This window comes from Fundicoccus sp. Sow4_F4, from assembly GCF_052116145.1.
Lineage (GTDB): Bacteria > Bacillota > Bacilli > Lactobacillales > Aerococcaceae > Fundicoccus.
In genome coordinates this window covers 213,646-239,518 of the sequence record NZ_JBQKLQ010000001.1, presented here as the reverse complement: position 1 = coordinate 239,518, position 25,873 = coordinate 213,646, and the positions used below count along the sequence as shown (strand labels likewise).

Annotated in this window: 27 protein-coding genes; 2 read left to right on the top strand and 25 right to left on the bottom strand. The window is 37.0% G+C overall.

Translation table 11 applies throughout. From position 1 onward, the window contains the following. Positions 1-2: 2 nt before the first annotated feature. From ACTQ5J_RS01130 to ACTQ5J_RS01010, 25 genes are all read right to left on the bottom strand, one after another. Entirely contained in the window at positions 3-1,715 is a 1,713-nt protein-coding gene (locus ACTQ5J_RS01130; RefSeq protein WP_441750138.1) for a peptidoglycan D,D-transpeptidase FtsI family protein, read from the bottom strand. Beyond that, complete coding sequence (locus tag ACTQ5J_RS01125; protein ID WP_441750137.1) at positions 1,712-2,164, bottom strand: hypothetical protein; 453 nt, start codon at positions 2,162-2,164, stop codon at positions 1,712-1,714. The genes ACTQ5J_RS01130 and ACTQ5J_RS01125 overlap by 4 nt, the downstream gene beginning before the upstream one ends. Before the next feature lie 76 nt (positions 2,165-2,240). Continuing rightward, positions 2,241-3,194, bottom strand: coding sequence for a 16S rRNA (cytosine(1402)-N(4))-methyltransferase RsmH (rsmH, locus tag ACTQ5J_RS01120; RefSeq protein ID WP_441750136.1), 954 nt, complete (start codon positions 3,192-3,194; stop codon positions 2,241-2,243). A 17-nt stretch (positions 3,195-3,211) separates the two neighbouring features. Beyond that, a complete protein-coding gene (mraZ, locus tag ACTQ5J_RS01115) occupies positions 3,212-3,643 on the bottom strand; it encodes a division/cell wall cluster transcriptional repressor MraZ (protein ID WP_441750135.1) in 432 nt (143 codons plus the stop codon). A gap of 520 nt (positions 3,644-4,163) precedes the next feature. Then, positions 4,164-4,541: a hypothetical protein gene (locus ACTQ5J_RS01110; protein WP_441750134.1), complete on the bottom strand. Its 378-nt coding sequence runs from the start codon at positions 4,539-4,541 to the stop codon at positions 4,164-4,166. Positions 4,542-4,649: 108 nt separating this feature from the next. After that, positions 4,650-4,847 carry a DNA-directed RNA polymerase subunit beta gene (locus ACTQ5J_RS01105; protein WP_441750133.1) on the bottom strand — a complete coding sequence of 66 codons (198 nt, stop codon included), beginning with the start codon at positions 4,845-4,847 and terminating at the stop codon, positions 4,650-4,652. 25 nt (positions 4,848-4,872) lie between these two features. Further along, the gene (locus tag ACTQ5J_RS01100) at positions 4,873-5,937 is read right to left on the bottom strand and encodes a rod shape-determining protein (RefSeq protein WP_441750131.1); all 1,065 of its coding nucleotides are present in this window, start codon (positions 5,935-5,937) and stop codon (positions 4,873-4,875) included. A 30-nt stretch (positions 5,938-5,967) separates the two neighbouring features. Beyond that, complete coding sequence (gene murA, locus ACTQ5J_RS01095) at positions 5,968-7,275, bottom strand: UDP-N-acetylglucosamine 1-carboxyvinyltransferase (protein WP_441750129.1); 1,308 nt, start codon at positions 7,273-7,275, stop codon at positions 5,968-5,970. Between the two features lie 65 nt (positions 7,276-7,340). Next, a complete protein-coding gene (locus ACTQ5J_RS01090; protein WP_441750760.1) occupies positions 7,341-7,553 on the bottom strand; it encodes a DUF1146 family protein in 213 nt (70 codons plus the stop codon). 450 nt (positions 7,554-8,003) lie between these two features. Next, positions 8,004-8,444, bottom strand: coding sequence for an ATP synthase F1 subunit epsilon (atpC, locus tag ACTQ5J_RS01085; protein WP_441750128.1), 441 nt, complete (start codon positions 8,442-8,444; stop codon positions 8,004-8,006). A gap of 13 nt (positions 8,445-8,457) precedes the next feature. Further along, the gene (gene atpD / locus ACTQ5J_RS01080) at positions 8,458-9,918 is read right to left on the bottom strand and encodes a F0F1 ATP synthase subunit beta (protein WP_441750127.1); all 1,461 of its coding nucleotides are present in this window, start codon (positions 9,916-9,918) and stop codon (positions 8,458-8,460) included. Between the two features lie 2 nt (positions 9,919-9,920). After that, positions 9,921-10,859 (bottom strand): ATP synthase F1 subunit gamma, encoded by a 939-nt coding sequence (gene atpG, locus ACTQ5J_RS01075; protein ID WP_441750126.1) that lies wholly within the window; start codon positions 10,857-10,859, stop codon positions 9,921-9,923. An 18-nt stretch (positions 10,860-10,877) separates the two neighbouring features. After that, positions 10,878-12,362, bottom strand: coding sequence for a F0F1 ATP synthase subunit alpha (gene atpA, locus ACTQ5J_RS01070; RefSeq protein ID WP_441750758.1), 1,485 nt, complete (start codon positions 12,360-12,362; stop codon positions 10,878-10,880). 35 nt (positions 12,363-12,397) lie between these two features. Beyond that, the gene (locus tag ACTQ5J_RS01065; RefSeq protein ID WP_441750125.1) at positions 12,398-12,832 is read right to left on the bottom strand and encodes a F0F1 ATP synthase subunit delta; all 435 of its coding nucleotides are present in this window, start codon (positions 12,830-12,832) and stop codon (positions 12,398-12,400) included. Continuing rightward, on the bottom strand, positions 12,832-13,338 hold the full coding sequence (gene atpF / locus ACTQ5J_RS01060) for a F0F1 ATP synthase subunit B (protein ID WP_441750124.1): 507 nt from the start codon (positions 13,336-13,338) through the stop codon (positions 12,832-12,834). Before atpF ends, ACTQ5J_RS01065 begins: the two co-directional genes overlap by 1 nt. Positions 13,339-13,366: 28 nt before the next feature. Further along, positions 13,367-13,579, bottom strand: a complete 213-nt coding sequence (atpE, locus tag ACTQ5J_RS01055) for a F0F1 ATP synthase subunit C (protein ID WP_441750123.1) — start codon at positions 13,577-13,579, stop codon at positions 13,367-13,369. A gap of 25 nt (positions 13,580-13,604) precedes the next feature. Continuing rightward, complete coding sequence (gene atpB / locus ACTQ5J_RS01050; RefSeq protein WP_441750121.1) at positions 13,605-14,321, bottom strand: F0F1 ATP synthase subunit A; 717 nt, start codon at positions 14,319-14,321, stop codon at positions 13,605-13,607. A 459-nt stretch (positions 14,322-14,780) separates the two neighbouring features. Beyond that, complete coding sequence (locus ACTQ5J_RS01045; protein WP_441750120.1) at positions 14,781-15,980, bottom strand: hydroxymethylglutaryl-CoA synthase; 1,200 nt, start codon at positions 15,978-15,980, stop codon at positions 14,781-14,783. A 147-nt stretch (positions 15,981-16,127) separates the two neighbouring features. After that, on the bottom strand, positions 16,128-17,423 hold the full coding sequence (locus tag ACTQ5J_RS01040; RefSeq protein ID WP_441750119.1) for a hydroxymethylglutaryl-CoA reductase, degradative: 1,296 nt from the start codon (positions 17,421-17,423) through the stop codon (positions 16,128-16,130). A 140-nt stretch (positions 17,424-17,563) separates the two neighbouring features. Further along, complete coding sequence (gene upp / locus ACTQ5J_RS01035) at positions 17,564-18,202, bottom strand: uracil phosphoribosyltransferase (protein WP_441750118.1); 639 nt, start codon at positions 18,200-18,202, stop codon at positions 17,564-17,566. Positions 18,203-18,239: 37 nt separating this feature from the next. After that, positions 18,240-19,463 carry a serine hydroxymethyltransferase gene (gene glyA, locus ACTQ5J_RS01030; RefSeq protein ID WP_441750117.1) on the bottom strand — a complete coding sequence of 408 codons (1,224 nt, stop codon included), beginning with the start codon at positions 19,461-19,463 and terminating at the stop codon, positions 18,240-18,242. 33 nt (positions 19,464-19,496) lie between these two features. After that, positions 19,497-20,543, bottom strand: coding sequence for an L-threonylcarbamoyladenylate synthase (locus ACTQ5J_RS01025; protein ID WP_441750757.1), 1,047 nt, complete (start codon positions 20,541-20,543; stop codon positions 19,497-19,499). A 24-nt stretch (positions 20,544-20,567) separates the two neighbouring features. Beyond that, the gene (gene prmC / locus ACTQ5J_RS01020; protein ID WP_441750116.1) at positions 20,568-21,422 is read right to left on the bottom strand and encodes a peptide chain release factor N(5)-glutamine methyltransferase; all 855 of its coding nucleotides are present in this window, start codon (positions 21,420-21,422) and stop codon (positions 20,568-20,570) included. Then, complete coding sequence (gene prfA, locus ACTQ5J_RS01015) at positions 21,406-22,485, bottom strand: peptide chain release factor 1 (protein WP_441750115.1); 1,080 nt, start codon at positions 22,483-22,485, stop codon at positions 21,406-21,408. The genes prmC and prfA overlap by 17 nt, the downstream gene beginning before the upstream one ends. 44 nt (positions 22,486-22,529) lie before the next feature. Further along, the gene (locus ACTQ5J_RS01010; protein ID WP_441750114.1) at positions 22,530-23,102 is read right to left on the bottom strand and encodes a thymidine kinase; all 573 of its coding nucleotides are present in this window, start codon (positions 23,100-23,102) and stop codon (positions 22,530-22,532) included. A 311-nt stretch (positions 23,103-23,413) separates the two neighbouring features. Here ACTQ5J_RS01010 and ACTQ5J_RS01005 point away from each other — a divergent pair, with 311 nt between their 5' ends. Together ACTQ5J_RS01005 and ACTQ5J_RS01000 are read left to right on the top strand one after the other, a co-directional pair. Beyond that, the gene (locus tag ACTQ5J_RS01005; RefSeq protein ID WP_441750113.1) at positions 23,414-24,748 is read left to right on the top strand and encodes a MurT ligase domain-containing protein; all 1,335 of its coding nucleotides are present in this window, start codon (positions 23,414-23,416) and stop codon (positions 24,746-24,748) included. A 60-nt stretch (positions 24,749-24,808) separates the two neighbouring features. Next, positions 24,809-25,465 carry a type 1 glutamine amidotransferase gene (locus tag ACTQ5J_RS01000; protein WP_441750112.1) on the top strand — a complete coding sequence of 219 codons (657 nt, stop codon included), beginning with the start codon at positions 24,809-24,811 and terminating at the stop codon, positions 25,463-25,465. Positions 25,466-25,873: the final 408 nt, after the last annotated feature.

The window sequence follows — 25,873 nt, the reverse complement described above, 5'->3', positions numbered from 1 at the left end:
TTCTAATGATTAATCATTACATTTTCTACAAATGGTAGAAATATTTCTGCTAAAATTTGAGACCCAGTCCGACCTTGTGGATTCTGTGGTCGTTTCATACTTAAATACAACATATATTGTGGAGCCTCGGCTGGGAAAAAGGATACGACTGAAAAATAATAATCATAAGGTCCGGTTAAATAACCTAAACCGTCAGGATCTGCAATTTGTGCAGTACCCGTTTTCGCCGCGATATTAATATTATTATTTTTAAAATCTTGAGCAGTTCCGTAACTTTCTTCTACGGTATTAACCATTAATTGCAGTACATGGTTCGCTGCTTCGGCTGAAATAGGCTGCCCTAACATTTCACTTTCATAAGCGGAGTCTGCATTCGTTCCAATTCCATTCACATATTGTATCTTCATTTGTTTTCCTTCATTACCAATCGCAGAATATGCTTGAAGTAATTGAATAGGACTAGCTGCAAATCCTTGTCCGAAGCCGGACATTATTTTTGATACCGGGTTATCAAATTGAAGACTCCCAATCGTTTCATTAGGTAAGCCAGATTCTGTCGAGTGACCAAAGCCTAACCTAGACAACTGTTCGATCCACTGATCTTCACCCATTCTTTGAACAAGTTCGACCATGGCAACGTTACTTGAGCGGGATAAACCTTCATCAAATGTTATTTCGCCCCAACCTACAAGATTATAGTCCTTAACAATTTGATCATACACTTCAATGGCTCCAGACATAAACGTTTCCCCCATCTGATAAAGATTCATATCATAGGAAAGAGCCATTGTTAATATTTTGATGGTTGAGCCGGGTTCAAAGGCTTCTTCGACCAACATATTGGTCCATTTATCTTCAATACCTTCACGTGTATTTAAATTAAACGTTGGTCTTTGGGCAGCAGTAATCAATTTACCACTATCTACTTCGACTAGATAAGCACTTATTTCTTCCGGTTGATAACGCTCATAAGAACGACTGAGTGATTCTTCCATAAAGTTTTGTAATCTGGCGTCTAACGTTAAGTAAATATCATCACCAGCCAAATAATCAGCTGTTATATTATTTTCTAAGTTTGTTTGATACTGCTTTTCACCACTCAAAATATTATTGAAGCTTTTTTCAATACCTATTTGCCCCGTCAGTAAATTCATTTGAAAATTTTCATTCATTTCTGGTGTTGCATAGCCAATAAGGTGTGATGCAAAATGATCGTTCACGTATTGACGGACGGTTTGACTTTCAAATTGGATACCAGGCAATTGCTGTTGATCAATCATTGCTTTTATTTCTGGTGTTAGATTGCGGCCTGCATTTCCAAATTCCACTTGATTAACGTCCTGAGTCAGTAAAATATCTAATAGTTGATCCTGACTCAATTCAATTATTTGACTTAAAACACTCGCTGTATAATCTGGATCTTCGACAACATTATTATCCCAACTACTATTTAAAACTGCATACATAGAATAAGAAGTAGTATCCATAGCTATCGGCTGGCCATTTCGATCGAAAATGGTCCCTCGCCTTGCTTCTGTAATACTACTTCTATTTTCATTATCTTGACCATATTCAACTAAGTCAACATTATTAACAGTTTTGTTTATCGTAAGTTGGCCAAAACGTATGATTAATAAAAGCCCGACTACCAATGTTAAGATAGCAAGCATACTTACGTTTCTGTGGGTATCTGGGTTAGAGTTAACCTTTCTCATTCACCAACATTCCTTACTTGTGATTTTTTCAAAATCATGCCATTTTCATTGGCAACTTGCTTAATAGTATTATAATCGTATTTCGATGCTAGTTCGTTTAAAATCAAATCGGTTTGATTTTGAACTTCAGACGTTTTTGCTTGATATTCAAACGTTGCTTGTGCCAATTGATTGTCTTTATACTGTATCACTAAATTCCAAATAGTCAATCCGATTACTAGGGCACCAATGACTGCTAGATAGCTTTTCTCTACCTTAGTCAGTCCTTGAGTGGAGACAGATGTTCGAGTGGAAGTCTCAACATTATGAGCTAACTCATCCACAAATTCAGGTTGACCACTTTTAAGTATATCCTCGTCATAGGGGTTATTCACTTTTCTTTCTGTTGATGAACGACGATTACTATACCTCAAGTCATCTTGCTCATAATAGCCTGCTCTTTCTGCCACTCGGTTCCCTCCTCACAATCATAACTTACTTATGTTACTAACTAGTAAATGCTATGTTTCATTTCTATATGGATGATTAATCTTTAATGGTTAGTCTCTCAATTATTCTAAGTTTTGCACTTCGTGAACGATTGTTATGTTCAAGTTCTTCGTCCGAAGCCAATATTGGTTTACGGTTAATCAAACGGTACTCCGCTTGCATTTGTTCTGGTAATAACGGTAAATTACTTGGTGTTTCCGGTGGTGTACTCATTTGTTTAAATAATTGCTTTACCAAACGGTCTTCTAGTGAGTGGAAAGAAATTACAGATAAGCGACCTTCCACTTTTAATAATGATAAAGCTTGCTCAAGCGATGTTTCAATCGCTCCTAATTCATCGTTTACAGCAATTCTTATCGCTTGAAATGTACGTTTAGCCGGATGTCCGCCAGTTCTTCTAGTAGCTGCTGGTATGGCATATTTAACAATTTCAGCAAGCTCAGTGGTTGATTCAATAGGATGTTTTTCTCTAGTCTGCTCAATCGAACGGACAATTCTTTTAGCAAATTTTTCTTCACCATAACGGTAAACAGCTTTTACTAATTGTTCAAAGGTCCAATGATTGACCACTTCATAAGCTGATAGTTCTTGTGACTGGTCCATTCTCATATCGAGACGGGCTTCTTGATGATAACTGAATCCTCTATCCGCTTGGTCTAACTGCGGAGACGATACACCTAAATCATAATAAATACCATCGACATAACGAACATCATGTTTAGCTAACTCTTCTTGTAAGTTACGAAAATTACTATGAATAAAGACAACTTTTCCTTTTTCGTATTCCTCTTTTAACGTCACTTGTGCATTGTTAATTGCATTGATATCTTGATCAAATGCATACAATCGACCACGGTCGCTTAATTGTGACAATATATAGCGAGCATGACCGGCACCCCCAAGAGTACAATCGACATATACACCATTTGGATTTACTTCTAATCCATCTATGGTCTCTCTTAATAATACTGTTTCATGCTCAAACTGCACCTCGTTCACCTCTCCATTTAAAATCCAAAATCAATCATCTCTTCTGCAATTGACTCGAAATCTTCTTCTGCTTCTTCTGCAAATGAATCCCATAAGTCGCTACTCCAAATCTCAATACGGTCAGATACGCCGATCACGCGACATTCCTTATCGATCTTTGCGAACTCAATTAAATTCTGCGGTATATTTATACGTCCCTGTTTATCAATTTCTACTTCAGTGGCAGCCGAATAGAAGAAACGAGTAAACTTACGGGCATCTTTTTTAGCTAAGGGTAATTGCTTCAATTTTTCTTGTAAAGCTGTCCAACTTTCCATCGGATAACCAAACAAACATCCATCTAAACCACGCGTAATAACAAATTGTTGGCCTAATTCAGGACGAAACTTAGCGGGCATAATCAGTCGGCCTTTGGTATCAATATTATGATTAAATTCTCCAATTAGCACGACGATACACCTCCCCTTTCTAAGTTATTCTTAGTCTACCACAACCCTCCACTTTCTACCACACATTTACCATTTTTTTTACAATATAAGCCCATGTCATATTTTATTCATTTGAAAACGTTTGTTTAACAAGGTTTTTCACGCTATTTAGAAAGTGGGGGGATTTCCCATAGATTCAAAGGACTAAAATAAAAACAATAAAACACGCAATGAATTCTAAACTTAAGAGGTCTATCGACTTATAAACAATAACAATATTTCTTATAATTATTATTATAAAAACCAGGATAAAACAGCTAGAGAATTGATGAAATTAAGCTTACTATTTTACTATTTGGATAATAAAATAAGTATTTAGGATATTATAAATTTATTTTGTATTTTTATTAACAACCAGTGGGTAAGAGTGGTGATTCCCGCATTAATTACTGTCATGATTCCAATTATCGATGGTTTCTCAGGACTCAACACAAAAAATGGTACAAAAAAAAACGATTCCTTCTAGAAAAGAAAGAATCGTTTAAATAAAGTATGTAATGAATCGCAATATAATTAAACCAGTAAGAAAAGACGAAAATGACATAAAAACCAATTGACCTGCTGGTCGATAATAATCGCGGTAAAAGAACTCATCAACCCGTCTGACAAAATCATATAATTGGCACCCTAACATAAATGCGGTAATAAAAAGGATATAAGGTACTAAATTATAATCAAAAATAAGCCAACCAAATTCATGAATCATAACTAACCATAAAGGTAATAATATTATAGCCAAAGACAGTGGCCAGCCTTTAAAATAATTCAGATAAGATCGGAAATATTTATGAGACATATACACCACTACAACTGGCGTTATAAATAATAGTATTTCTACCCATTGAAATTTACTTGCCATAAACTTATCCTTTCAACTTGGTATAATTCGTCAATGAAACAGTAAGTTATCATTCGTTTAATTGAATAAAAACCCATGCCCACAAATGGTAAGCATGAGTTCTCGTTCTTAACTAATAAAATCAATAATATGTTGCCAAGTGTCACGATTCAACGCTTCCCAGAAATTCCCGTCTCCAATGACGGCATATCCTATAAAAATACCAGCTAAGAAAAAGAGAATCACGAGCACCAAGTAAAACAATATTTTTGCTATTGTTTTTAACACATTAAGAAAAATTGAGTCTTTTAAGTTACGTGGTTCCAATTCATCATCTCCAGTTAAGAATAGATTAGCCAATCAAGCGGCGTTTGAGCCTCTTGAAAAATCGAGCGAGCTTTTGTTTACGAGTTGGATTCGTCCGCTCTAATTTACCACTAGTAATTAGCTCTAACATCAATCCTGTCCCGATGGCTACACAATTCATAGGTTGTTCTGCTTTCAACACACTTACGTTTAAATACTCCGTTAAATATGTATCCATATGATAAATCATCGCCCCACCACCGGTGAGTATGATGCCTTTTTCTATAATATCAGCGGCTACTTCTGGTGGTGTATCTTCCAATATACGTTTGGCAGCTCTTGCAATTACAATCACTTGGTCTTTAATTGCGTCATGTATGTGATTTGAATTAACATTGATTGATTTCGGCAAACCAGAAACCAAATCTCGTCCTTTCAAATCATGAGTCTGTAGTTCGTTCTCATCTAAAGGTTGAGCGGTTGCTAACGTCATCTTGATTTGTTCTGCTGAACGTTCCCCTATTAATAGTTGAAAATTATCTTTGAAATACTGAATAATCGCAGAGTCAAATTCATCGCCTGCAACTTTTATTGAATCACTCGTAATTATTTCACCGGATGAGATAACAGCAATATCACTAGTACCACCACCAATATCGATAACCATACTTCCCGAAGGATCGAGTATATCAATACCAGCACCAATTCCGGCTACTTTCGGTTCTTCTTCAATATATATTCTTCCGCCACCCGCTTTTTCGGTAGCTTCGACTAAAGATACTCTTTCAATTTCACTGATATTAGACGGCGCACAGATCAATATGTTGGGTTTAGAAAACCAACTGCGAGAGTTCATTTTCTCCAAAAACAATATCAAAAGTGCTTCGGTCATATCATAATCATCAATCACTCCACCTTTTAACGGATGAATTATTTCAATTGAGGGAGGCGTTCGACCAATCATTTCATATGCCTCACGCCCGATAGCTATCACTTCATATGTTTGACTATCAACAGCCACCACCGCCGGCTCATTCAGAATAATGCCGCGACCCTTAAGATGGATTAAAACATTTGCAGTACCTAAATCAATTCCGATATCTCTGCTCATTGGTTTATCCCTCTATCAGTTTGCTATGACTTAAACTAAAGTTGAAGAAACAGCTTTTTCTTGTGATTCAATCGGTTGGATATTTACTCGTTCGATGTTAGCACCTAAATTTGCTAATTTCTCATGGAAACGGTAATAACCACGATCTAAATATTTTAATTCAGAAACGCGTGTTAAACCTTTAGCTACTAAACCAGCAATAATAAGTGCTGCTGCTGCACGTAAATCCGTCGCTTTTACTGACGCTCCACTGAACTCAGTTGGCCCGTACATTACAATTGTTTGTCTTTCAATTGTAAATTTAGCACTCATACGGCGTAATTCTTCGAAATGCATGAAACGATTTTCAAACACAGTTTCAGTTAATGCACTGCTACCTGGTGCTAATAATTGAGCAATAGACATCTGCGCTTGCATATCTGTTGGGAAACCAGGATAAGGTAAAGTTTTTACATCTGTAGGTTTTAATTCCTTAGGTCCAATAACTCTTAAGCCCGTTGTATATTCTTCGAATTCCACGCCCATCTCAGATAATTTACTAATTAATGGTTTATTGTGTTGAGGAATTGCTCCTTCAATAAACACATTTCCGTTAGTCACTGCTGCAGCAATCATAAATGTTCCAGCTTCGATTCGATCTGAAATCACAGTATGGTTTGTTCCATGCAATGTGTCAACACCAGTAATTTTAATCGTTTCAGTACCGGCACCAACCACTTTCGCCCCCATCTTGTTTAAGAAGTTTGCTAAGTCAACTATTTCAGGTTCACGTGCAACGTTTTCTAAAATTGTCACACCTTCTGCTAGTACCGCAGCCATCATAATATTTTGAGTTGCACCAACACTAGGGAAATCTAAATAAATTTTAGCACCCTTTAATTTATCTACTTTTGCTTCAACGTAACCAGCTGTACTCGTAATTTTAGCACCCATTGCTTCAAATCCTTTAAGATGCAAATCAATCGGACGAGTACCAATTGCACAACCACCTGGCATAGCAACTTTAGCATGACCGTAACGCGCTAGCATTGGGCCCATTACAACGATTGAGGCACGCATTTTACTGACAAAATCGTAATCTGCTTTTGTAGATACTTCACCAGTGGCGTCGATGAACATTTCATTAGTAGCTTCATCAAATGTATTTAAGACGTTTAAATTACTTAACAGTTCGTTCATCGTATGAACATCTGATAATATTGGAACATTTTCTAAATGCACTTTCCCTGTTTCAGCTAATAAAGCTGCTGCTAATATAGGTAATACTGCATTCTTAGCACCTTCTACTTTAACTGTTCCTTCTAATCGATTGCCGCCTTGTACAATAATCTCTTCCATCTCTAATTAATCCCCTTTAAATTATCTTGTCGTTTTGGAGTAGACGACAAGCTCAAAAATCTTTTTTATAGAAAACTACTCAACAAAAGGTTTTGTAGTAATTCAATGATCGTAATAAAAAAAGAACCAGCTAGGTGTCCTAAAGCTACGCTCGTTAAAATACACAAATAACGCGCTATGTAAAAATTACGCTGTGTAAAAAGCTTTCGCCAATCGAGTTTGCGTAAAATATAGTAGCTGACAAAGATGAAAAGAATGCGAATTACGAGTACTGCCATACCGTTTATGATTGCTGACATTCAAATCTCCCCTTCTAGTCCAGACTTATAATAGCATAAATTCTCGATAGAATGAAATATTATTTATTAAGAAATTGTCTCGAAAGTGTCAGTTTTGTCATTTACTATGTCAATCCAATTAAAAGTACGATTGTTTTGTCATATAAAAGAGTTATTTGTCAATGAATGGCGTCAATTTTTATTTCATAATAATCAATTCTTAATTTTTCATAAATGTTTTAAGTATCGATTTTGCTATCAACTGAATTCAATAGACTATTTATATTAGTTTTATTCGAGTAAATTTGCTGGTTTTATCTATCAGATACCTGTACATCTCATAAATACGCTCTTATAGTCTTTTGTTTATTAATATAATTATTCAAAAAAAAATAGCCATCATTTAGAAAGTTCCTAAATAATGGCTTATTACCATACATAGTAAGATTACTAATTACGACGTTTCTGACTAACTGTTATCATATTAATCGCTCGTTCAAGCGCAACTTTCGCTCTTCTGAACGCTTGCGTATCTTTATTAGTAATGGCCGCTTTCATCTCTGCTTCTGCTTCTTGTTTTTCTAATTGAACCGTCGCAGCATCGATATCACGAGCTCTAACACCATAACTTGTGACGATCTCACAATGGTTGTCACGCATCTCAAGAATCCCACCATTAATTGCGATGAAATCTTGCTCCTCATCCTCAGTTACTCTTCTGACTCTAACTGCTGATATATCTAACGCAGCCATAATCGGTGCATGATTTGGGAGAATAGTCATCCCGCCATCTAACGCTTTTACCGTACAAGCGTACGCATGATGATCATACACTATTCCCTGAGGGGAGATGATACGCACCGTTAACTGTTTATTTGCTTGGTTTGTCATTAGTTGCCTCCAATCAATCTAGATCCGGTGGCAATTGCGTTCCCATATCTCTTGCTTTTTCGATTGCTTGTTTGATACTACCAACATTTCGGAAAGCATCTTCTGGGAGCGCATCATATCTACCATTCAATAAACCTTCGAAACCATGTAAGGTTTCTTCTACTGTAACAAAAGCTCCTGGTATGCCAGTAAATGCTTCAGCGACATGGAAGTTTTGCGATAAGAAGTTTTGAATGCGACGCGCACGTTTAACGATTATTTTCTCATCAGCGCTAAGCTCTTCAATACCTAGAATTGCAATAATATCTTGTAAATCACGATATCTTTGCAAAGTGGTTTGAACTTGTCTTGCGATGTCATAATGACGCTGTCCGACAATATCTTCTGATAAAGCACTTGATGAAGAAGCAAGTGGATCTACCGCTGGGTAAATCCCTTGTTCTGCCATGCGTCTTTCCAAGTTAGTCGTTGCGTCTAAATGGGCAAACGTAGTGGCAGGTGCGGGGTCAGTATAGTCATCTGCTGGCACATAAACGGCTTGGATTGACGTAATAGAGCCGTTGTACGTCGATGTAATACGTTCTTGCATTGAGCCCATCTCACTTGCTAAAGTCGGTTGGTAACCAACCGCCGATGGCATTCTACCTAAAAGTGCTGACACTTCAGAACCCGCTTGAGTAAAACGATAAATATTATCAATAAATAATAACACATCTTGTTTTAGTTCATCACGGAAGTATTCCGCCATCGTTAATCCTGTTAACACTACGCGCATTCTTGCACCAGGCGGTTCATTCATTTGTCCAAAGACCATTGCAGTTTTCTTGTTAACGCCAGACTCTCTCATCTCAAAAACTAAATCATTCCCCTCACGGGTTCTCTCACCTACACCGGCAAAGACTGAAATACCGCCTAATTTTTCTGCGATATTATGAATCAATTCTTGAATTAGAACAGTCTTACCAACACCGGCCCCACCAAAAAGTCCAATTTTTCCACCTTTAATATAAGGTGCCAGTAGGTCGATTACTTTAATACCTGTTTCCAGAATTTCAAAGTTACTACTTAAATCTTCATATTTTGGTGCGTCACGGTGAATGCTCTTAACCTCAAAGTCCTCAGTTATTGCACCCATCTCATCAATTGGTTGACCTAGCACATTAAAGACTCTTCCTAGAGTGACTTCACCTACTGGAACAGAAATTGGTTGACTTGTATCAATCACTTTCATTCCACGTCTCAAACCTTCAGTCGACTGCATCGCAATCGAACGAACAATTCCGCCACCGATATCAAGCGCTACTTCTAACGTAATGCTTTTATCTAAATTTATATCCTTTATATCTGTTTCAGTGTCAACATCATCTTGACGCACTACAATCAGTGCATCGTGAATATTTGGCTGACCATTTTCCAATGGAAAAGCTACATCGACGACTGGACCGATAACTTGTTGTATTAGTCCTACGCGCATTATTATTTGCCCTCCTTATTCTGATCTAAGGCATTCGCGCCATTTATAATTTCTAAAATTTCATTCGTTACCTTCACTTGTCGCATTTGATGGAATTGTTGTTGCAATTCCTCAATCATGTCTTGTGCGTTATCCGTTGCACTACGCATTGCATTCATACGACTCGCGTGTTCTGTTGTTTTCGCGTCTAAAATCGCTCCGTATATTTGACTTTCAGCGTATTGCGGCAGAAGTCTATCTAAAACAGCCGACTCATCTGGTTCAATTAAATACTCAATTTGAGTTTCAGCCGCTTCGACTGCATCTGCCAATTCCAATTCCGAAACGGGAAGTATTTGATCTGCTCGAAACTGGAAAGACAAAGGACTTAAGTGATGGTTGTAACAGACATACAAGGCATCGAATACTTGTTTTTTAAATAAATCCACAGCCGTTCTCACCAACTTTTGTACATCAGTGAAACTTGGACTGTCTGATAAATGGTGTAGCTCATGCACAACTTCATAATGATTTTCTTTACAAAATCGGACAATTGGTTCTCCAATCGCTAAAACAACAACTTCTTCTGGATTTTCATGATCTTGTTTCAACATACTTTCCACTGATCTCAGGACTGAGGAATTATAACTTCCAGCAAGTCCTTTATCCGAAGCAATTATCAAATATCCCACTTTTTTGACGGGCCTAGTTAACAACATATCATGAAAATCAACATAATTCGTAAGATCATCCTCAATCGGCATCCCATTGTCAAGCAGATCAAACTGTTGTTTACCCACATGGGCAACCATACGTTTAACTTTATCTGCGTAGATATCATAGTTTTTACTATTTTGAACCATCCGATTGTACTTAGACGCAGAAACCATTTGCATTGCTTTAGTAATTTGGGCTGTTTTGCTTGTAGAATCTATTCGTTTCTTCAATTCATTGAGTGACATCGATAGCCCTCCTCCTAATTAATGTGAGCTGTTTGCACGACTAGTATTTGGATTAAATTGTTGAGTAAAGTCCGTTAAGATTCTCTCCAACAATTCTTCGTCGGGTAGAATTTGTTGGGTCACAATTTCTTTCAAGACAACATCATATTGATCGCTCATGAATTGGTATAATTCACGTTCATAATCTTTGATTTTATCCACAGGAACTGCATCTAAAAAACCATGTGTCAAAGCAAAGAAAATAATCACTTGATGCGCGACGTTTACTGGCTTATGCAAGGGTTGCTTAAGTACTTCCACTGTTCTACGCCCTCTGTTTAATTTCCTTTGTGTTTGAGGATCTAAATCAGATCCAAACTGAGAAAAGGCTTCTAATTCTCGGTAGCTAGCTAAATCAATACGCAAGGTTCCTGAAACTTTCTTCATCGGTTTAATTTGAGCAGATCCACCTACACGTGAAACTGATAATCCAGCGTTAATTGCTGGTCTTACTCCAGCGAAGAACAAATCACTTTCTAAGAAGATTTGACCGTCAGTTATCGAAATAACGTTCGTTGGAATATAAGCTGAAATATCACCCGCTTGAGTTTCAACGATTGGTAAAGAGGTCAACGATCCCCCACCTAATGCATCATTCAATTTGGCTGAACGTTCTAACAAACGTGAATGTAAATAGAAGACATCCCCAGGATAGGCTTCACGGCCTGGTGGTCTTTTTAATAATAAACTCATCTCACGGTATGCAGCAGCTTGCTTAGATAAATCGTCATAAATAACTAAGACATGCTTGCCGTTGTACATAAACTCTTCACCAATTGCAGTAGCTGCATAGGGTGCTAAGTATAATAAGGGTGCTGGTTGTGACGCACTCGCAGTCATTACAACAGTGTAATCCATCGCATTATGCTGTTCTAAAGTCGTCACAATATTTTTAACCGTTGACTCTTTTTGACCAATAGCTACATAAATACAAATGACATCTTTGCCTTGTTGATTGATTATAGTATCAATCGCTAAGGTTGTTTTCCCTGTTTTACGGTCACCAATAATAAGTTCACGTTGTCCTCTACCGATGGGTACTAAAGCATCAATTGCTTTAATCCCTGTTTGCATTGGTTCAGAAACGGATTGACGGTCCATAATACTAGGTGCTTCTGCTTCAATCGGACGAGTTTTTGTCGAACCTAACTCACCTAACCCATCGACTGGTTCACCCAAAGGGTTTACTACACGACCAAGTAAAGCTGGGCCAACAGGAACCTCCATAATTCTATCTAAACGACGAACTAGGTCACCTTCGTGAATATTGATATATTCACCAAAAATTATAATTCCGACATCATCAGTTTCAAGGTTTTGAACCATACCAATTGACCCATTGGCAAATTCTACCATTTCCCCTGACATGACATTCTCTAAACCTATAGCACGAGCAATACCGTCACCAATGTATGTGACGGTTCCGATTTCTTGAAAATGTTCATCATTTTGGAATTGTCGAATATGTTGTCGTAGTTGTTGTTCTAATCTTTCAGATTTCAATTCAACTCCTCCTCCTGTACCCAACTTTTATCTATATAACTCTGTAATTCACGTAATGTTTTCTGTCCACTAATTTCATAATAAAAAGACTCGCTTTGCAGACGAATTCCTGACAGCATTTTTGAGTCAACTACTGTAGTTATACGTTTTAAAGGCTTATGAGTCGTTTTAATGAACTTGCGAACGATTCTTTCTTTCTCATCATCTGTTAATTCAATAGCACTCGTAATCATTAATGATTCTGAGGCTTCAAGTGAATTCGAAGAAAACAAGCCAAAATTGTTCAATGAACTTGCACTATTTTCAGATGATAATTTTCTTAACAATTCATCCTCATGAGACTTAGCTCTCACAACTATTCGTTCACTCATTGAACTGGAATTCGTTGATGATGAGTCACTTGAAGTTACTTCAGTTTTATCCTCGATCATTATAAATCATCCATTCTTTGAATAAAATCATCAACCAATCGTCTATGATCAGCTTCCTTAATTTCACGATTCAATACCTTTTCAGCCATTTCAATTGAAATGCTTGTTATCTCGTCACGCATTTCATGCATGATTCGACGACGCTCTAGTTCGATTTCACGTTTAGATGTTTCATGTAAACGTTCAACTTCTACTTTCGCTTCGTTTAACATTGAATCTTGAATTAACACACTCTGCTTTTTAGCTTGTAAAATGATTTGACTTGCTTGTGCTTTGGCTTTTCTTAATTCTTCTTGAGCCAATCTATTGGCTTCTGAACTATCTGCTTTTTCACTTTCTGCCTTCGTAATATCGTCATGGATTTTCTTTGAACGTTCTTCTAAGATGTTCAATAAGGGTACCCAAGCTACTTTTCGAATAATTAAAAGCAGAACGATAAATGAAATCACTGTCATCAGTGTATGTCCTAAAGCTGTATTGCCACTATTTAATATTAAAAACGACATGCTTATCGCTCCTTCAATTTATTTATTATTATCTAAAGACCAAAATAAAAGCGATAACGACTGCCATAATTGGAATAGCTTCAATTAAACCTACACCAAGGAACATTGTCATTCTTAATTTACCTTCTAATTCAGGTTGTCGTGCGATAGACTCGATAGTTTTTGAAATTACCATCCCGTTACCAATTGATGCTCCTAGAGCGGCGATTGAAACAGCGATTGCTGCGGCGATTGAATCCATAAATAAATACCCCTTTTCTTAATAATTAATGTTCAGTTTCAACTTTGTGTGATAAATAAACCATTGTAAGAGTAACGAAGATGTATGCTTGAATCGCACCAATAAACAACGAAAACCCTTGCCATACCATTTGTAATGGCACACCAATGACCCAAGTGACCGGGAAGAAAATGCCTCCCATTTGTGCAATTAATCCTAATAAAACTTCTCCAGCGAAAATATTTCCGTATAAACGAAGTGCTAACGTCAATGTGTTAGTAAACTCTTCAATTATTTTAATAGGGAACATTATCGGTGAGGGTTGCATATAACCTATGACTACGTATTTCTTAAAACCAAGTTTATCCACACCCAAAAAGTGTGACATGATAATCATGATTAAAGCTAAGGCCAAACAAACGATAGGATCTGCTGTCGGACTTTTCCACAATGAATAGTGATCCACTGTAAGAATAAACCCAAGACCAATCATATTTGATACGAAGACGAATAAAAGCAACGTCATACCAAGTAAGTTGTACATTTGTACTTTCGAATCGGTAATCGCACCACCTACGAGTCCACGAACGAAATCCAGCACCCACTCTAGCAATAGTTGTGCCTTACTTGGATTGTCTACTGATAAGTTTCGCGTACTTACAAAACAGAAGACCCAAATCAAAATAATCGTGGCTACTAATGCAATGAATGTGTTCATGCCGATTGACAAGCCCAACACATTAATTATGCGTGTTTCTTCCACATTTAAACCTTCTTTCATCTTTATTTATGGTTAAGCATTATTAGTTAGATAATGAACTAGTTAACTTAAATTCTTAGCCACTGACTTGCGATATTCATTCTAGCACTTTGCTAAAGCCAATTCAAATTTCGTTATCGCTTTCAGTTTCAAAAAAAATATTTTTTTGAGAAAACCAACGATATTGTTCCGTAAATATTTTTATTACTTTCATTTTTATCAACACGCTAAAAACAGCTACTTTAACTTAATCATGCAATACTTATCAGTGAATAAATAAGCGAGTTTTTATATTTTTTAATATTATTAATAATTGATAAACTACTTTTATTTTTCAATTTTTTGACATATTCTGACAATTAAACATAAACAATTGCTCAAAGATTATCTTGAGAGTGCTAAAAAAAACTCACTTTGAAAATACCGTAGGTATCACAAAGTGAGTTTTTTGGTTCTATGTCATTAATTGCGATATTTATAATAGCGACGATGAGCGTCTACTTCTGACAAGTAGAAGCCTTCTTCTTTTGTAGAATCAGCAATGATGTGTTTTTTATCGTCTGCTGGAAGCAATTCATTATAGAATTGCTCATACTGATCAATTGTTATAGCTTCTCTTTGATTAAACTGTTGAATCACTGACTCTTTTTTCAAAGCTGTTAAGTAGTGCTCTTGAATCGTTCCAGTTAATAATTCAGCTACGGCTCCTGATCCATAACTAAACAGACCTACTTTATCGCCACTTTGAATATCTTCAGAGAATAATAATAATGAAAGGAAGCTCAAAAATAGTGAGCCAGTGTAAATATTACCCACTTCTCGGTTTAATCGCGCACTGTTTTCAAAATGACCATTCCACTGTTTTAACAATTCTGTTTTATCTTCTTTTGTAAAGACTGATTTCTCTTGAGACTCATAGCTACTCAATGCTTTTCGACCCATTTTTGTAAATGGTAAATGGAAAGTCATCGCTTTAATTTGACTCAATTTTTCGGGATCGGTCTCTTCTAATTGTGACATCACTCGTTTGAATATATCTTGATATAACTCCGTTGAGAAACTCCCCTCTACCATGGCAAACTCCGAATAACTTGGTCGCCAAAAATCAAATTGATTATCCGTAATACTAATACTATCCATATCAATAGCAAAGATTTGAGGATTTGCACTGATCAACATCGCAATGGCACCCGCTCCTTGAGTTGGTTCTCCAGCAGTTCCTAAACCATAACGAGATTCATCAGCCGAAATAACTAATACCTTACGATCAGGTCTCAATCTTACATAATCACAAGCCATTTGAAGTGCTGCCGTCGCAGCATAACAAGCTTCTTTTACTTCAAATGATTTTGCAAAAGGTTGAATCTCTAATAACTCGTGAATATAAGTACTGGCAGCTTTTGAAAAATCAAAACTTGATTCAGTAGCAAATATCACTTGATCGATTGTTGTCTTATCCTCGTCATCAAGAATTAAACTAGCAGCATTCGCTCCTAAAGCAATAATATCTTCTTGAATCGTTGGAACAGCCATCTTATTCTGTCCTATTCCAATCGTATATTTTTCAACCTCAGCTCCACGCGCTTTCGCTAATTCATCCATTTCAAGATAAAAGTGTGGTAGATAGACACTTAATTTATCTATTCCGACTTTCGTATCCATTACATTCCTCCATCTAACTTACAGTTTAAATGCCGATCAAATGATATGAGCGGCTCGCATTAAATATTTTACCACTTAAAGAATAAAATTCATTGTTTATTTGTTAAATTCTTTCATTTTAATAAAAGTTTAATGCTTGTTTAAGTATTATTTTCTCAGATCCTCTAAGATTTTCTTGGCAGTTGTACTATTCATAATGTCACTATGACCTAATTGACGAACGACTTCATCAATTTCCGTAAGTTCTGCTCCTACTTGTAATGCCAAGCTACGTGCTTGCAATGCCATATGCCCTTTTTGAATACCCTCTGTCACTAAAGCACGGATTGCTGCAAAGTTCTGAGCTAAACCAACTGCAGCAACAACTTCAGCTAATTCATTTGCTGTTGGATGATGCATTAAACCTAAAGCCCATTGAGCAGTTGGATGTACAGATATTGTCCCACCTACTGTAGCAAGTTGTAAGGGTAGTTCAATTTCCCCTATTAGCTCATTAGTTTCCTGATCTATAAACCATCGGGTAAGGGAGCGATATTGGCCTGATTTACTTGCATACGCATGTACGCCAGCTTCTACCGCTCGCCAGTCATTGCCTGTGGCGATTAATACGGCATCAATACCGTTCATTATACCTTTATTTTGGGTGGTTGCTCGATAAGGATCAAGTTGAGCATAGTCACTAGCTAGCGTAATTTTTCTTGCGATTGTGTCTGCTTCAATCACATCAGCGTGTAAACTAATGATTGGTACCTCACAGCGGGCTTTTACAACTGCTTCTGTAGCGTAATTCGATAAGATACTCATTAAGCCGTCATGTCCAGTGAGACGTTCGATAACGGGTGTTATTGCCTCAAGAACCGTATTCAGAGCATTCGCTCCCATCGCTTCACACGGATTAAAACTTAAATAAATGGTAGTAAAATTTGTCTCTTGTGAGCTATAGGACTTAGTCCAAATGTTTCTAGGTCCTCCACCACGTTTGACCATATTCTGACTTGCTGAACGAGCAACTTTTAACAACTCGTCTTGATGACTCATGATAATCTGTTCGATTTTTCTTGTATCAATCACATTAGCTAAAACAACTTGCCCAATTACATCACGTTTTTCCATCACAGTTTGAATATTTCCCAGTTTTTTTGCACCATTACTTGCTGCGGCAATGACACTTGGTTCTTCAATAACCATTGGAACGGAATATGGAATGTCATTTACGATGAAGTTCACTGCGACGCCTAATGGTAATTGATAATTAAATAAATAGTTTTCTATCATTTGATTAGCAATCACTCCTGGTAATTGAACGCCTTCTACTGTTGTCACTTCCTCAATTCCAGTATTATCGTCTTCATTCAAACGGATTTTAGACCAACCTAAACCATGAAGAATCTCCAATCTTTCTGCTGCTGTTTTTTTATAAAAACCATCAAATATTTGATTCATTGTAAGCCCCCTCTACTGTCAGAATATTTAAAATTATAATCTCATAATTTATCACTTTATATTATGCCATAGATAATAAAAAAAGCGAACAAAGCTGATATATAATCCACAGTTTGCTCGCTTGTTTTTGTTAGAAAATATTATTTTGTGCCGAAAATACGATCTCCAGCATCGCCTAAACCTGGTAAAATATACCCTTGTTCATTTAATCTTTCATCAAGAGCAGCGGTAAAAATAGCTACACCAGGATGAGCAGCTTGTAATGCTTTAATACCTTCCGGTGCTGCAACCACGCAGACAAATGTGATGTTTTCAGCTTTACAATTATGTTTATTAATCAAAACATCGATTGCAGCAATTGCTGAACCACCTGTTGCTAACATTGGGTCAACTACGAAAATGCGTCTATCTGTAATATCTTGAGGCATTTTAACAAAATACTCCACAATTTCTAAAGTATCATGCTCACGGTAAAGGCCAATATGCCCTACACGCGCTGACGGAATTAAATCTAAAATTCCATCAACCATTCCCAAACCAGCACGTAGAATTGGAACGATAGCTAATTTTTTCCCTGCTAATTGTTTTTGAGTACTTTCAACTAGTGGTGTTTCGATCACTACGTCTTCTAGTGGTAAATCACGAGTGATTTCATAAGCCATCAACATTCCTATCTCATTTGTAGCCTCACGAAATGCTTTCGTTGAAGTGTGTTTGTCACGAATGATTGTCAGTTTATGTTGAATTAATGGATGGTTAACTACCGTAAAATTTGCCATTAAAATTCCTCCTTGATATTTGTATTAATCATTTCTTTTACTCAGCATGAAGTGGCTTACCAGCAACAAGTTTTTGTGCTTGTGCTTTTATTTCTGGTAATTCACTTTCTTCTGCTTGTAATGCTTTTAAAATAAGTTTAGCTACTTGACGCGCGTCTTCTTCTTTCAATCCGCGCGTTGTAATCGCTGGCGTACCAATTCTAATCCCACTAGTTTCAATAAATGAAAGTTTGTCTCCAGGAATAGAGTTTTTATTAACAGTCATACTTACTTGATCTAATCGTTCTTGAGCCCATTTTCCAGTAATATTTAAAGGTGTGACATCTAATAAAAATAGATGATTATCAGTTCCACCAGAAATGATGTTTACTGGACTTTCTAAAAACACCTCAACCATCGCTTGGGCGTTTTTTATGACTTGTTTGGCATAGTCTTTAAAACTATCTTCCAAAGCCTCACCTAAGGCAACAGCTTTTGCTGCAATAACATGCTCCAAAGGTCCCCCTTGAATGCCAGGGAAAACGGCACTATTGATTTTCTTAGCATGTTCTTTTTTAGCTAAGATAATTCCTCCGCGTGGTCCGCGAAGTGTTTTATGAGTAGTCGTTGTGACAACATCGGCGTACGCAACTGGATTCTGGTGTTCACCGGCAGCTACTAAACCAGCAATATGAGCCATATCAACGAAGTAGATTGCATTTACTTTTTTGGCAATTTCACCAATTCGTTCAAAATCGATTGCTCTTGAATAAGCGCTAGCTCCAGCAATAATCATTTTAGGTTGACACTCTTGAGCTAATCGTTCTAACTGATCGTAATCAATTAACTGAGTTTCAGGGTCAAGACCATAACTGTACATTTCATAAGATTGACCACTAAAGTTTACAGGTGAACCGTGTGTTAAATGACCACCTTGTGATAAATCCATCCCTAATACTCGGTCACCCACTTCAAGAAAGGCTCGATAAACTGCTAGGTTTGCAGAAGAACCCGAGTGAGGTTGAACATTGGCAAATTCAGCACCAAATAATTTCTTAGCTCTGTCGATTGCTTCTTGTTCAATAATATCCACAAATTCACAACCACCGTAGTAACGGCGACCAGGGTAACCTTCAGCGTATTTATTGGTTAATACACTTCCTTGAGCTTTTAGAACGGCGGGTGAGACAAAATTTTCTGAAGCGATTAATTCAATTCCTTCAGTTTGGCGTACTTCTTCTTGTTGAATAACATCAAAAATTAGATCCTGTTTGCTTGGCATAGAGACGTTGCCCCCTTATTCAAATTTTAATTATTATAGCATATAATTCGAGGCTTTTGTGAGACGATTCATGTAAGCGTGACTATCATCTGCATCTGAGAAAGCTTGGGCGAATATAATGTCGCAATTTGATTGTTCGAGAAAACGTAGTCCAGCATAGAGTTGACGGGTTGCAGAAGCAATATCTCCACTCTCTCCTAAAGAATACGAACTATAAACACTTTTATTTTTTTGACAGCAAGCTAATATATCATTATCTGCCAATAGGCCAATACGTTCACTACGTTTATTGATTTCCATCATCCAATCTTGATCTGAATAAGTATGTGGCAAAAGATAGACTGGTTGCTGTGGACTGTAATGCAAATATTTCACGCCCGGTGATTGAATCTTCTGATTTTCAAGTTGTTGACTTGCAGTCATTTCTATAACGGGGGCAATTTTCTCAAGCATGTTTCGGGTCACAGCTCCAGGTCTTAGGATGACAATTCGATTCTCCTCAGCCAGTACAACGGTTGATTCAACGCCTATTTCTGCAGTAGTTGTTCGACTTTTAATGACTCCTGCAATTTTCCCATTAAAATCATGCAAAACATGCTCGGCAGTCGTTGGACTGGGCTTTCCAGATAAGTTAGCACTAGGTCCAACTAAAGGAAAACCTACCATATCAATCAGCAATAACGTTTCAAGTTGACGAGGCATTCTCATTGCGACAGTCTGCTTACCGGGTGTAACACTTGGTGCGAACACTTTATCTTTTAGAGGGAAAATTATGGTCAATGGCCCCGGCCAGAATTCCTCCATTAAACGTTTCGACAACTCATTTACTTCAGAAACGGTGTCATGAACTTGACTTATTTGACTAACATGCACAATTAAAGGATTATCACTCGGTCTACCTTTAGCTTTAAAGACTTTACTCACGGCTTGTTCATTGTTTGCTATCGCACCTAAACCAAAGACAGTTTCTGTTGGAAAAGCAACCAATTCCCCCGCCTTAAGTAAAGCTGCAGCAGCCTTCAGATTATGAAGGTCAAAGATTTGCGTGTCCTGTCCACAATTAGAATCTTCCATTTGCATATTGTCCACTTTACCACCCCTCTTTCAAAGTTGAATACTAACGTAACGATTGTGTAAATTAAAATCTTGATTAATGGTAACTGTTGCGTTTGGAAAGTGTTGCTTAAATATCTGGCTTACCGTTTCAGCTTGACGAAATCCTACCTCTAAGATAATAAGGCTTTTTTCGTGAATAAAAGGTTGGCACTCAACTGCTATCCTTTGATAAATGGCTAAACCCTTGTTTTCAGCGAACAAAGCGGAGGTCGGTTCAAACCGCTTCACGCTTTCATCCATCCAGTCAAGCTCCTCTTCAGAAATATAAGGTGGATTAGACAGTATCAAATCAAATGTTTGCTCGGTGTTTATTTGTGCAAATAAATCACTTTCTAAAAATTCGATAGATACTTGATGCTGTTCCCGGTTGATTTCTGCAATTTGTAAGGCAGACGGACTAATATCACACGCCATGATATCAGCATCAGGGTATTTTTTGGCTAACATTATAGGAATAATGCCTGTTCCTGTCCCGATGTCCAAAACACTCGCTGTTGGCTGATTATTTAAAAAAACATAGGCCAGTTCAACTAAACCAGCTGTATCTTCACGAGGAATAAGTGTATCCATCGTGACTTTAAATCGTTCATTCATAAACTCAGCATAGCCGGCTATATATTGAATAGGCTCATGTTGGACAACCCTGTTTAAAGCCTTTTGATACTTTTCTTCTTCGGATTTTAGGATTGGTTGATGAAGTTTAAGTATATAGTCCGTTAAACTCCAATCAAACAATGAAAGCCAGTAGAAACGAGCCAGTTGCCCATCAAAGCCGTTTGCTTCCAAAAAAATTGAAGCTCTTTTCTGAGCTTCAATCAAGGTTAGACTAGACTTGCGGTCCATTCAATTCCTCCAACTTTTGAGTCTGATCATATAACACTAAAGCATCTACAATCTCATCTAATTTACCACCTAAAATAGAGTCTAATTGTTGGATCGTTAAACCGATACGGTGATCGGTCACTCGGTTTTGAGGGAAATTATATGTTCGGATTCTTTCTGAACGATCCCCAGTCCCTACGGCAAGTTTACGGCTCGCATCAAACTCTGCTTGAGCTGCTGAGTGAACTTTGTCATAAACGCGTGCAAGTAAAATCTTCATCGCTTTCTCGCGGTTTTTTAGCTGTGAACGCTCATCCTGCATAGCAACAACTGTGTTTGTAGGGATATGCGTTAAACGGACCGCTGACGCAGTCTTGTTAACGTGTTGTCCGCCTGCCCCACTGGCATGATAAATATCTACACGGATGTCATTGTCATCTAAATTAAAATCAATCTCTTCTGCTTCTGGCATAACAACCACTGTAGCAGTTGATGTATGCACGCGTCCTTGAGATTCTGTTTCAGGTACTCGTTGAACTCGGTGAGCACCGTTTTCATACTTCAATTTAGAATACACTTTACTACCAGTAATCATTAGGGTGACTTCTTTGTAACCACCAATTCCAGTAATATTAGCATCCAAAACTTCTACTCTCCACCCTTGTGCATCAGCATAGTGTGTATACATATTTAATAAATCACCTGCAAACAGCTGAGCTTCATCTCCACCTGCTGCACCACGAATTTCCATAATAATGTTTTTACCATCATTAGGGTCTTCGGGTAACATCATCACTTTGATTTCTTCTTCTAGTACGATACGTTGTTCTTTTAAATCAGCTAATTCCATCTTAGCTAATTCTGCCATTTCACTATCAAGGCCCTCATTCAACATCTCTTCTGTATCCGCAATTCCTTGGTTAACACTCTTATAGTTTTTGATTTTTTCGACTTTAGGTCGTAAATCCGCTTCTTCGATTGTCAATTCACGCAATCGATTCGTATTTGATATTACCTCAGGATCACTCAATAGCTCATGAATCTCATCAAATCGAAAAATTAAGGTATCTAATTGTTCAAACATCAATATCACTCCTTTTCAAAATTCAGTGGTTTACAATAAAATAGTTAAATCGTTCCAGGGTTCTTATAACATTTACGACAAACAGGTACGTAAGACTCGTTACCACCTATTTGAATCTGCTCACCTTCATAAACAGGCTGTCCATTTGAAAAGCGTAAATTCATTGTCGCCTTTTTATGACAAAACCAACAGATTGTTTTGATTTCTTCAATCTTGTCTGCATAGAGTAAAAGGTATTTCGTCCCTTCAAACAAATCGTTGACAAAATCATTTTTTAAACCAAATGCCATTACCGGAATGTTCAATTCATCGACAACTCTTGCTAATTGCAACACATGTTCTTTTGTTAAGAATTGTGCCTCATCAATTAGAATACAATATAAAGGCGTCTTTAATTGGGCAATTGTATCATACACGTTCATATCTTCTGTTATCGCAATAGCTTCTCTTTCAAAGCCAATGCGGCTTGCAACCATCCCTACGCCAGAACGCACATCTATCGCACTAGTAAAGATTTGAACTGCTTTGTTTTGTTCTTCATAATTATGGGCAACCTTGAGTATTTCTATTGATTTACCACTATTCATTGCGCCATATTTAAAATAAAATTGTGCCATAAAACATTGTGCTCCTAACTTTAATTTTTCTACTTTAAGTAGACTTACTCAACTATCCATATTAGAATAATTGATGATTTTAGTCAATGATACTCTTATTATTTTTTGATTAACCTTATATAAGGTCATTTGCTCTTTGAATAAAAGCGAACATCCTCTGTGATTTTTTCTGACATTTTCTTAACAGTGCTTTCTTGTGCTTTCAATTGATTCGATTGCTTGCTAAAATACTATTACTGCATAAAGATATTTATGGTAAATCTTAGACTGTGGCTGACACAAGCCTCACTCTTTAAAAGGAGCAATATATAATGACATTAAAAAGTAAATTAGCAAGCAATGTTGGCCGTTTCGTTCGTTGGGGCTTAACAACCTTCACTCGTGGTGGCAGTAGTTTACCTGGTAAAATTGCTACAATGATTGATCCCAATATACTCGACTCTCTGGCACAGAATTACGATGTTGTCGTGATTACAGGAACCAATGGAAAAACATTAACAACTGCCCTAACCGTTCATGCTTTACAGGAAAAGTACCCACAAGTACTGACAAACCCGACCGGTTCTAATATGCAACAAGGAATTGTAAGCACATTTCTTACAGCACCTAAACTTAAAGCGGGTGAAAGAGGTGTCGCCGTGCTTGAAGTTGATGAAGGGTCACTAAAGCATGTAGTTAAAGCGTTAAAACCTGAACTGTTTGTACACACGAATGTTTTCCGTGATCAAATGGATCGTTACGGAGAAATCTATTCAATCTACGAACTCATGGCCGATGCAGCTAAAGCAGTTCCGTCTGCTACTGTATTAGCAAATGCTGATTCTCCATTATTCAATTCTGTTTCTTTACCGAACAAGCAACTGTTTTTTGGCTTCAATCATCAAAGTGATCACGACGTTGAACCACACTATAATACAGACGGAATACTCTGTCCTAATTGTCATAATATTTTGAAGTATCATCAATTAACCTATGCGAATCTTGGTAAATACTATTGTGGCCATTGTGACTTCAAACGACCAGAATTAGATTACGCTATTAACCAAGTGAAAGAACTGTCATTAACTCATTCTTCTTTTGAAATCGATGGTTTTTCCTTTACGATTCCAGTAGCGGGTTTGTATAACATCTATAATGCTTTAGCAGCTTATAGCGTGGCACGATATTTAGGAGCAGATGCTGAACAAATTGAAAAAGGTTTTTCAAAAGCAGAAAGAGTCTTTGGCCGACAAGAAATGATTGATATTAATGGCAAACAAGTTTTATTAAACTTAGTCAAAAATCCAGTTGGGTTAAACCAAGTATTAGAATTAATCGGACTCGATAAAAACCCATTTATGCTTGTATCAATATTGAACAACCACTATGCTGATGGAACTGATGTCAGTTGGATTTGGGACGGTCATTATGAACAAGTCGTTGATTATCCTGTTCAAGATGTCGTCGTAGGTGGTATGAAAGCTGACGAAATGACGTTAAGATTAACTGTGGCTGGTATTCCCGAAGAAAAAATCACACAATCTTCATCCTTAGATGAGATTATTAACTTAATAGAACATTCATCTCAAGACTATGTACATATTCTTGCTACTTATACTGCGATGTTGGATTTGCGTACAAAATTGAAAGATAAAGGCTACTTATAAATAGTACTAATCAATAGAACTTACTAACATAAATAATGTTAAGAAAACGAGGTATACCCAATGAAAACAATACGTATTTGTCATTTATATGGAAATCTACTAAATACTTACGGTGATAACGGCAACCTATTAATGATTCAATATTATGCCAAAGAAAAAGGTTATGAAGTTGAGACGACATTAGTTAGTCTAGAGGATAGCTTCAATGCCGATGACTTTGACATTGTATTCTTTGGTGGCGGTCAAGATTTTGAACAGAAAATTATCGCTAATGATATCCATAAAATGAAAGAAGCTATTTCAGACTATATAGAAAACGACGGTGTGATGTTAGCAATTTGTGGTGGTTATCAATTACTAGGTCGTTACTATGTTAATGCCGCTGGCGAAAAAATTACAGGTTTAGGCGCGCTACCACATTATACCGAAAGACAAATAAATCATCGTTTTATCGGTGACATTGAAATTTATGATGAAGAAAACCAGCAAACCTATGTTGGTTTTGAGAACCATAACGGTGTCACTTACCTTGACGGTTCCTTAAAACCCTTAGGTCGTGTGATTAAAGGAAATGGTAACAATGGTAAAGACCAAACTGAAGGTCTTCATTATAAAAATGTCTATGGTTCTTATTTTCACGGACCATTGCTGGTTCGTAACAAATGGCTTGCACAGCATTTAATCGATTTGGTTATAAAACAAATCGAAGCAAAATAAGAATCCCCTCAGCTGATATGCTCCCCCTAAAGTAGACACTTGAAAAAGTAAAACTACTTTAGGGGGAGTTTTTATGCGTTCAAATAGTAAACATTATGGATTAATATTGGGTAAGTCAAAGTTTCGCGAAATGGTCTTAAGGTACCAGACCCATAGACACCAAGAGAATCAATCAAAATTAAAGAACACTCACTATAGTAAAGACTTTATACTAACGGTCGTGAATGAACACATTATTAAAGGGATTCCTATCAAACACTTGGCTCGACTATATTACATTCCATCTCATGCAACTGTTAGAATTTGGATACTGAAGTATACTAGAGGGGAAGAAATGAGGAATTATGCTCCGAAACCCGTGGCGTATACCATGAAAGATAAAAAATAACACAAGCAGAAAAAATTGAG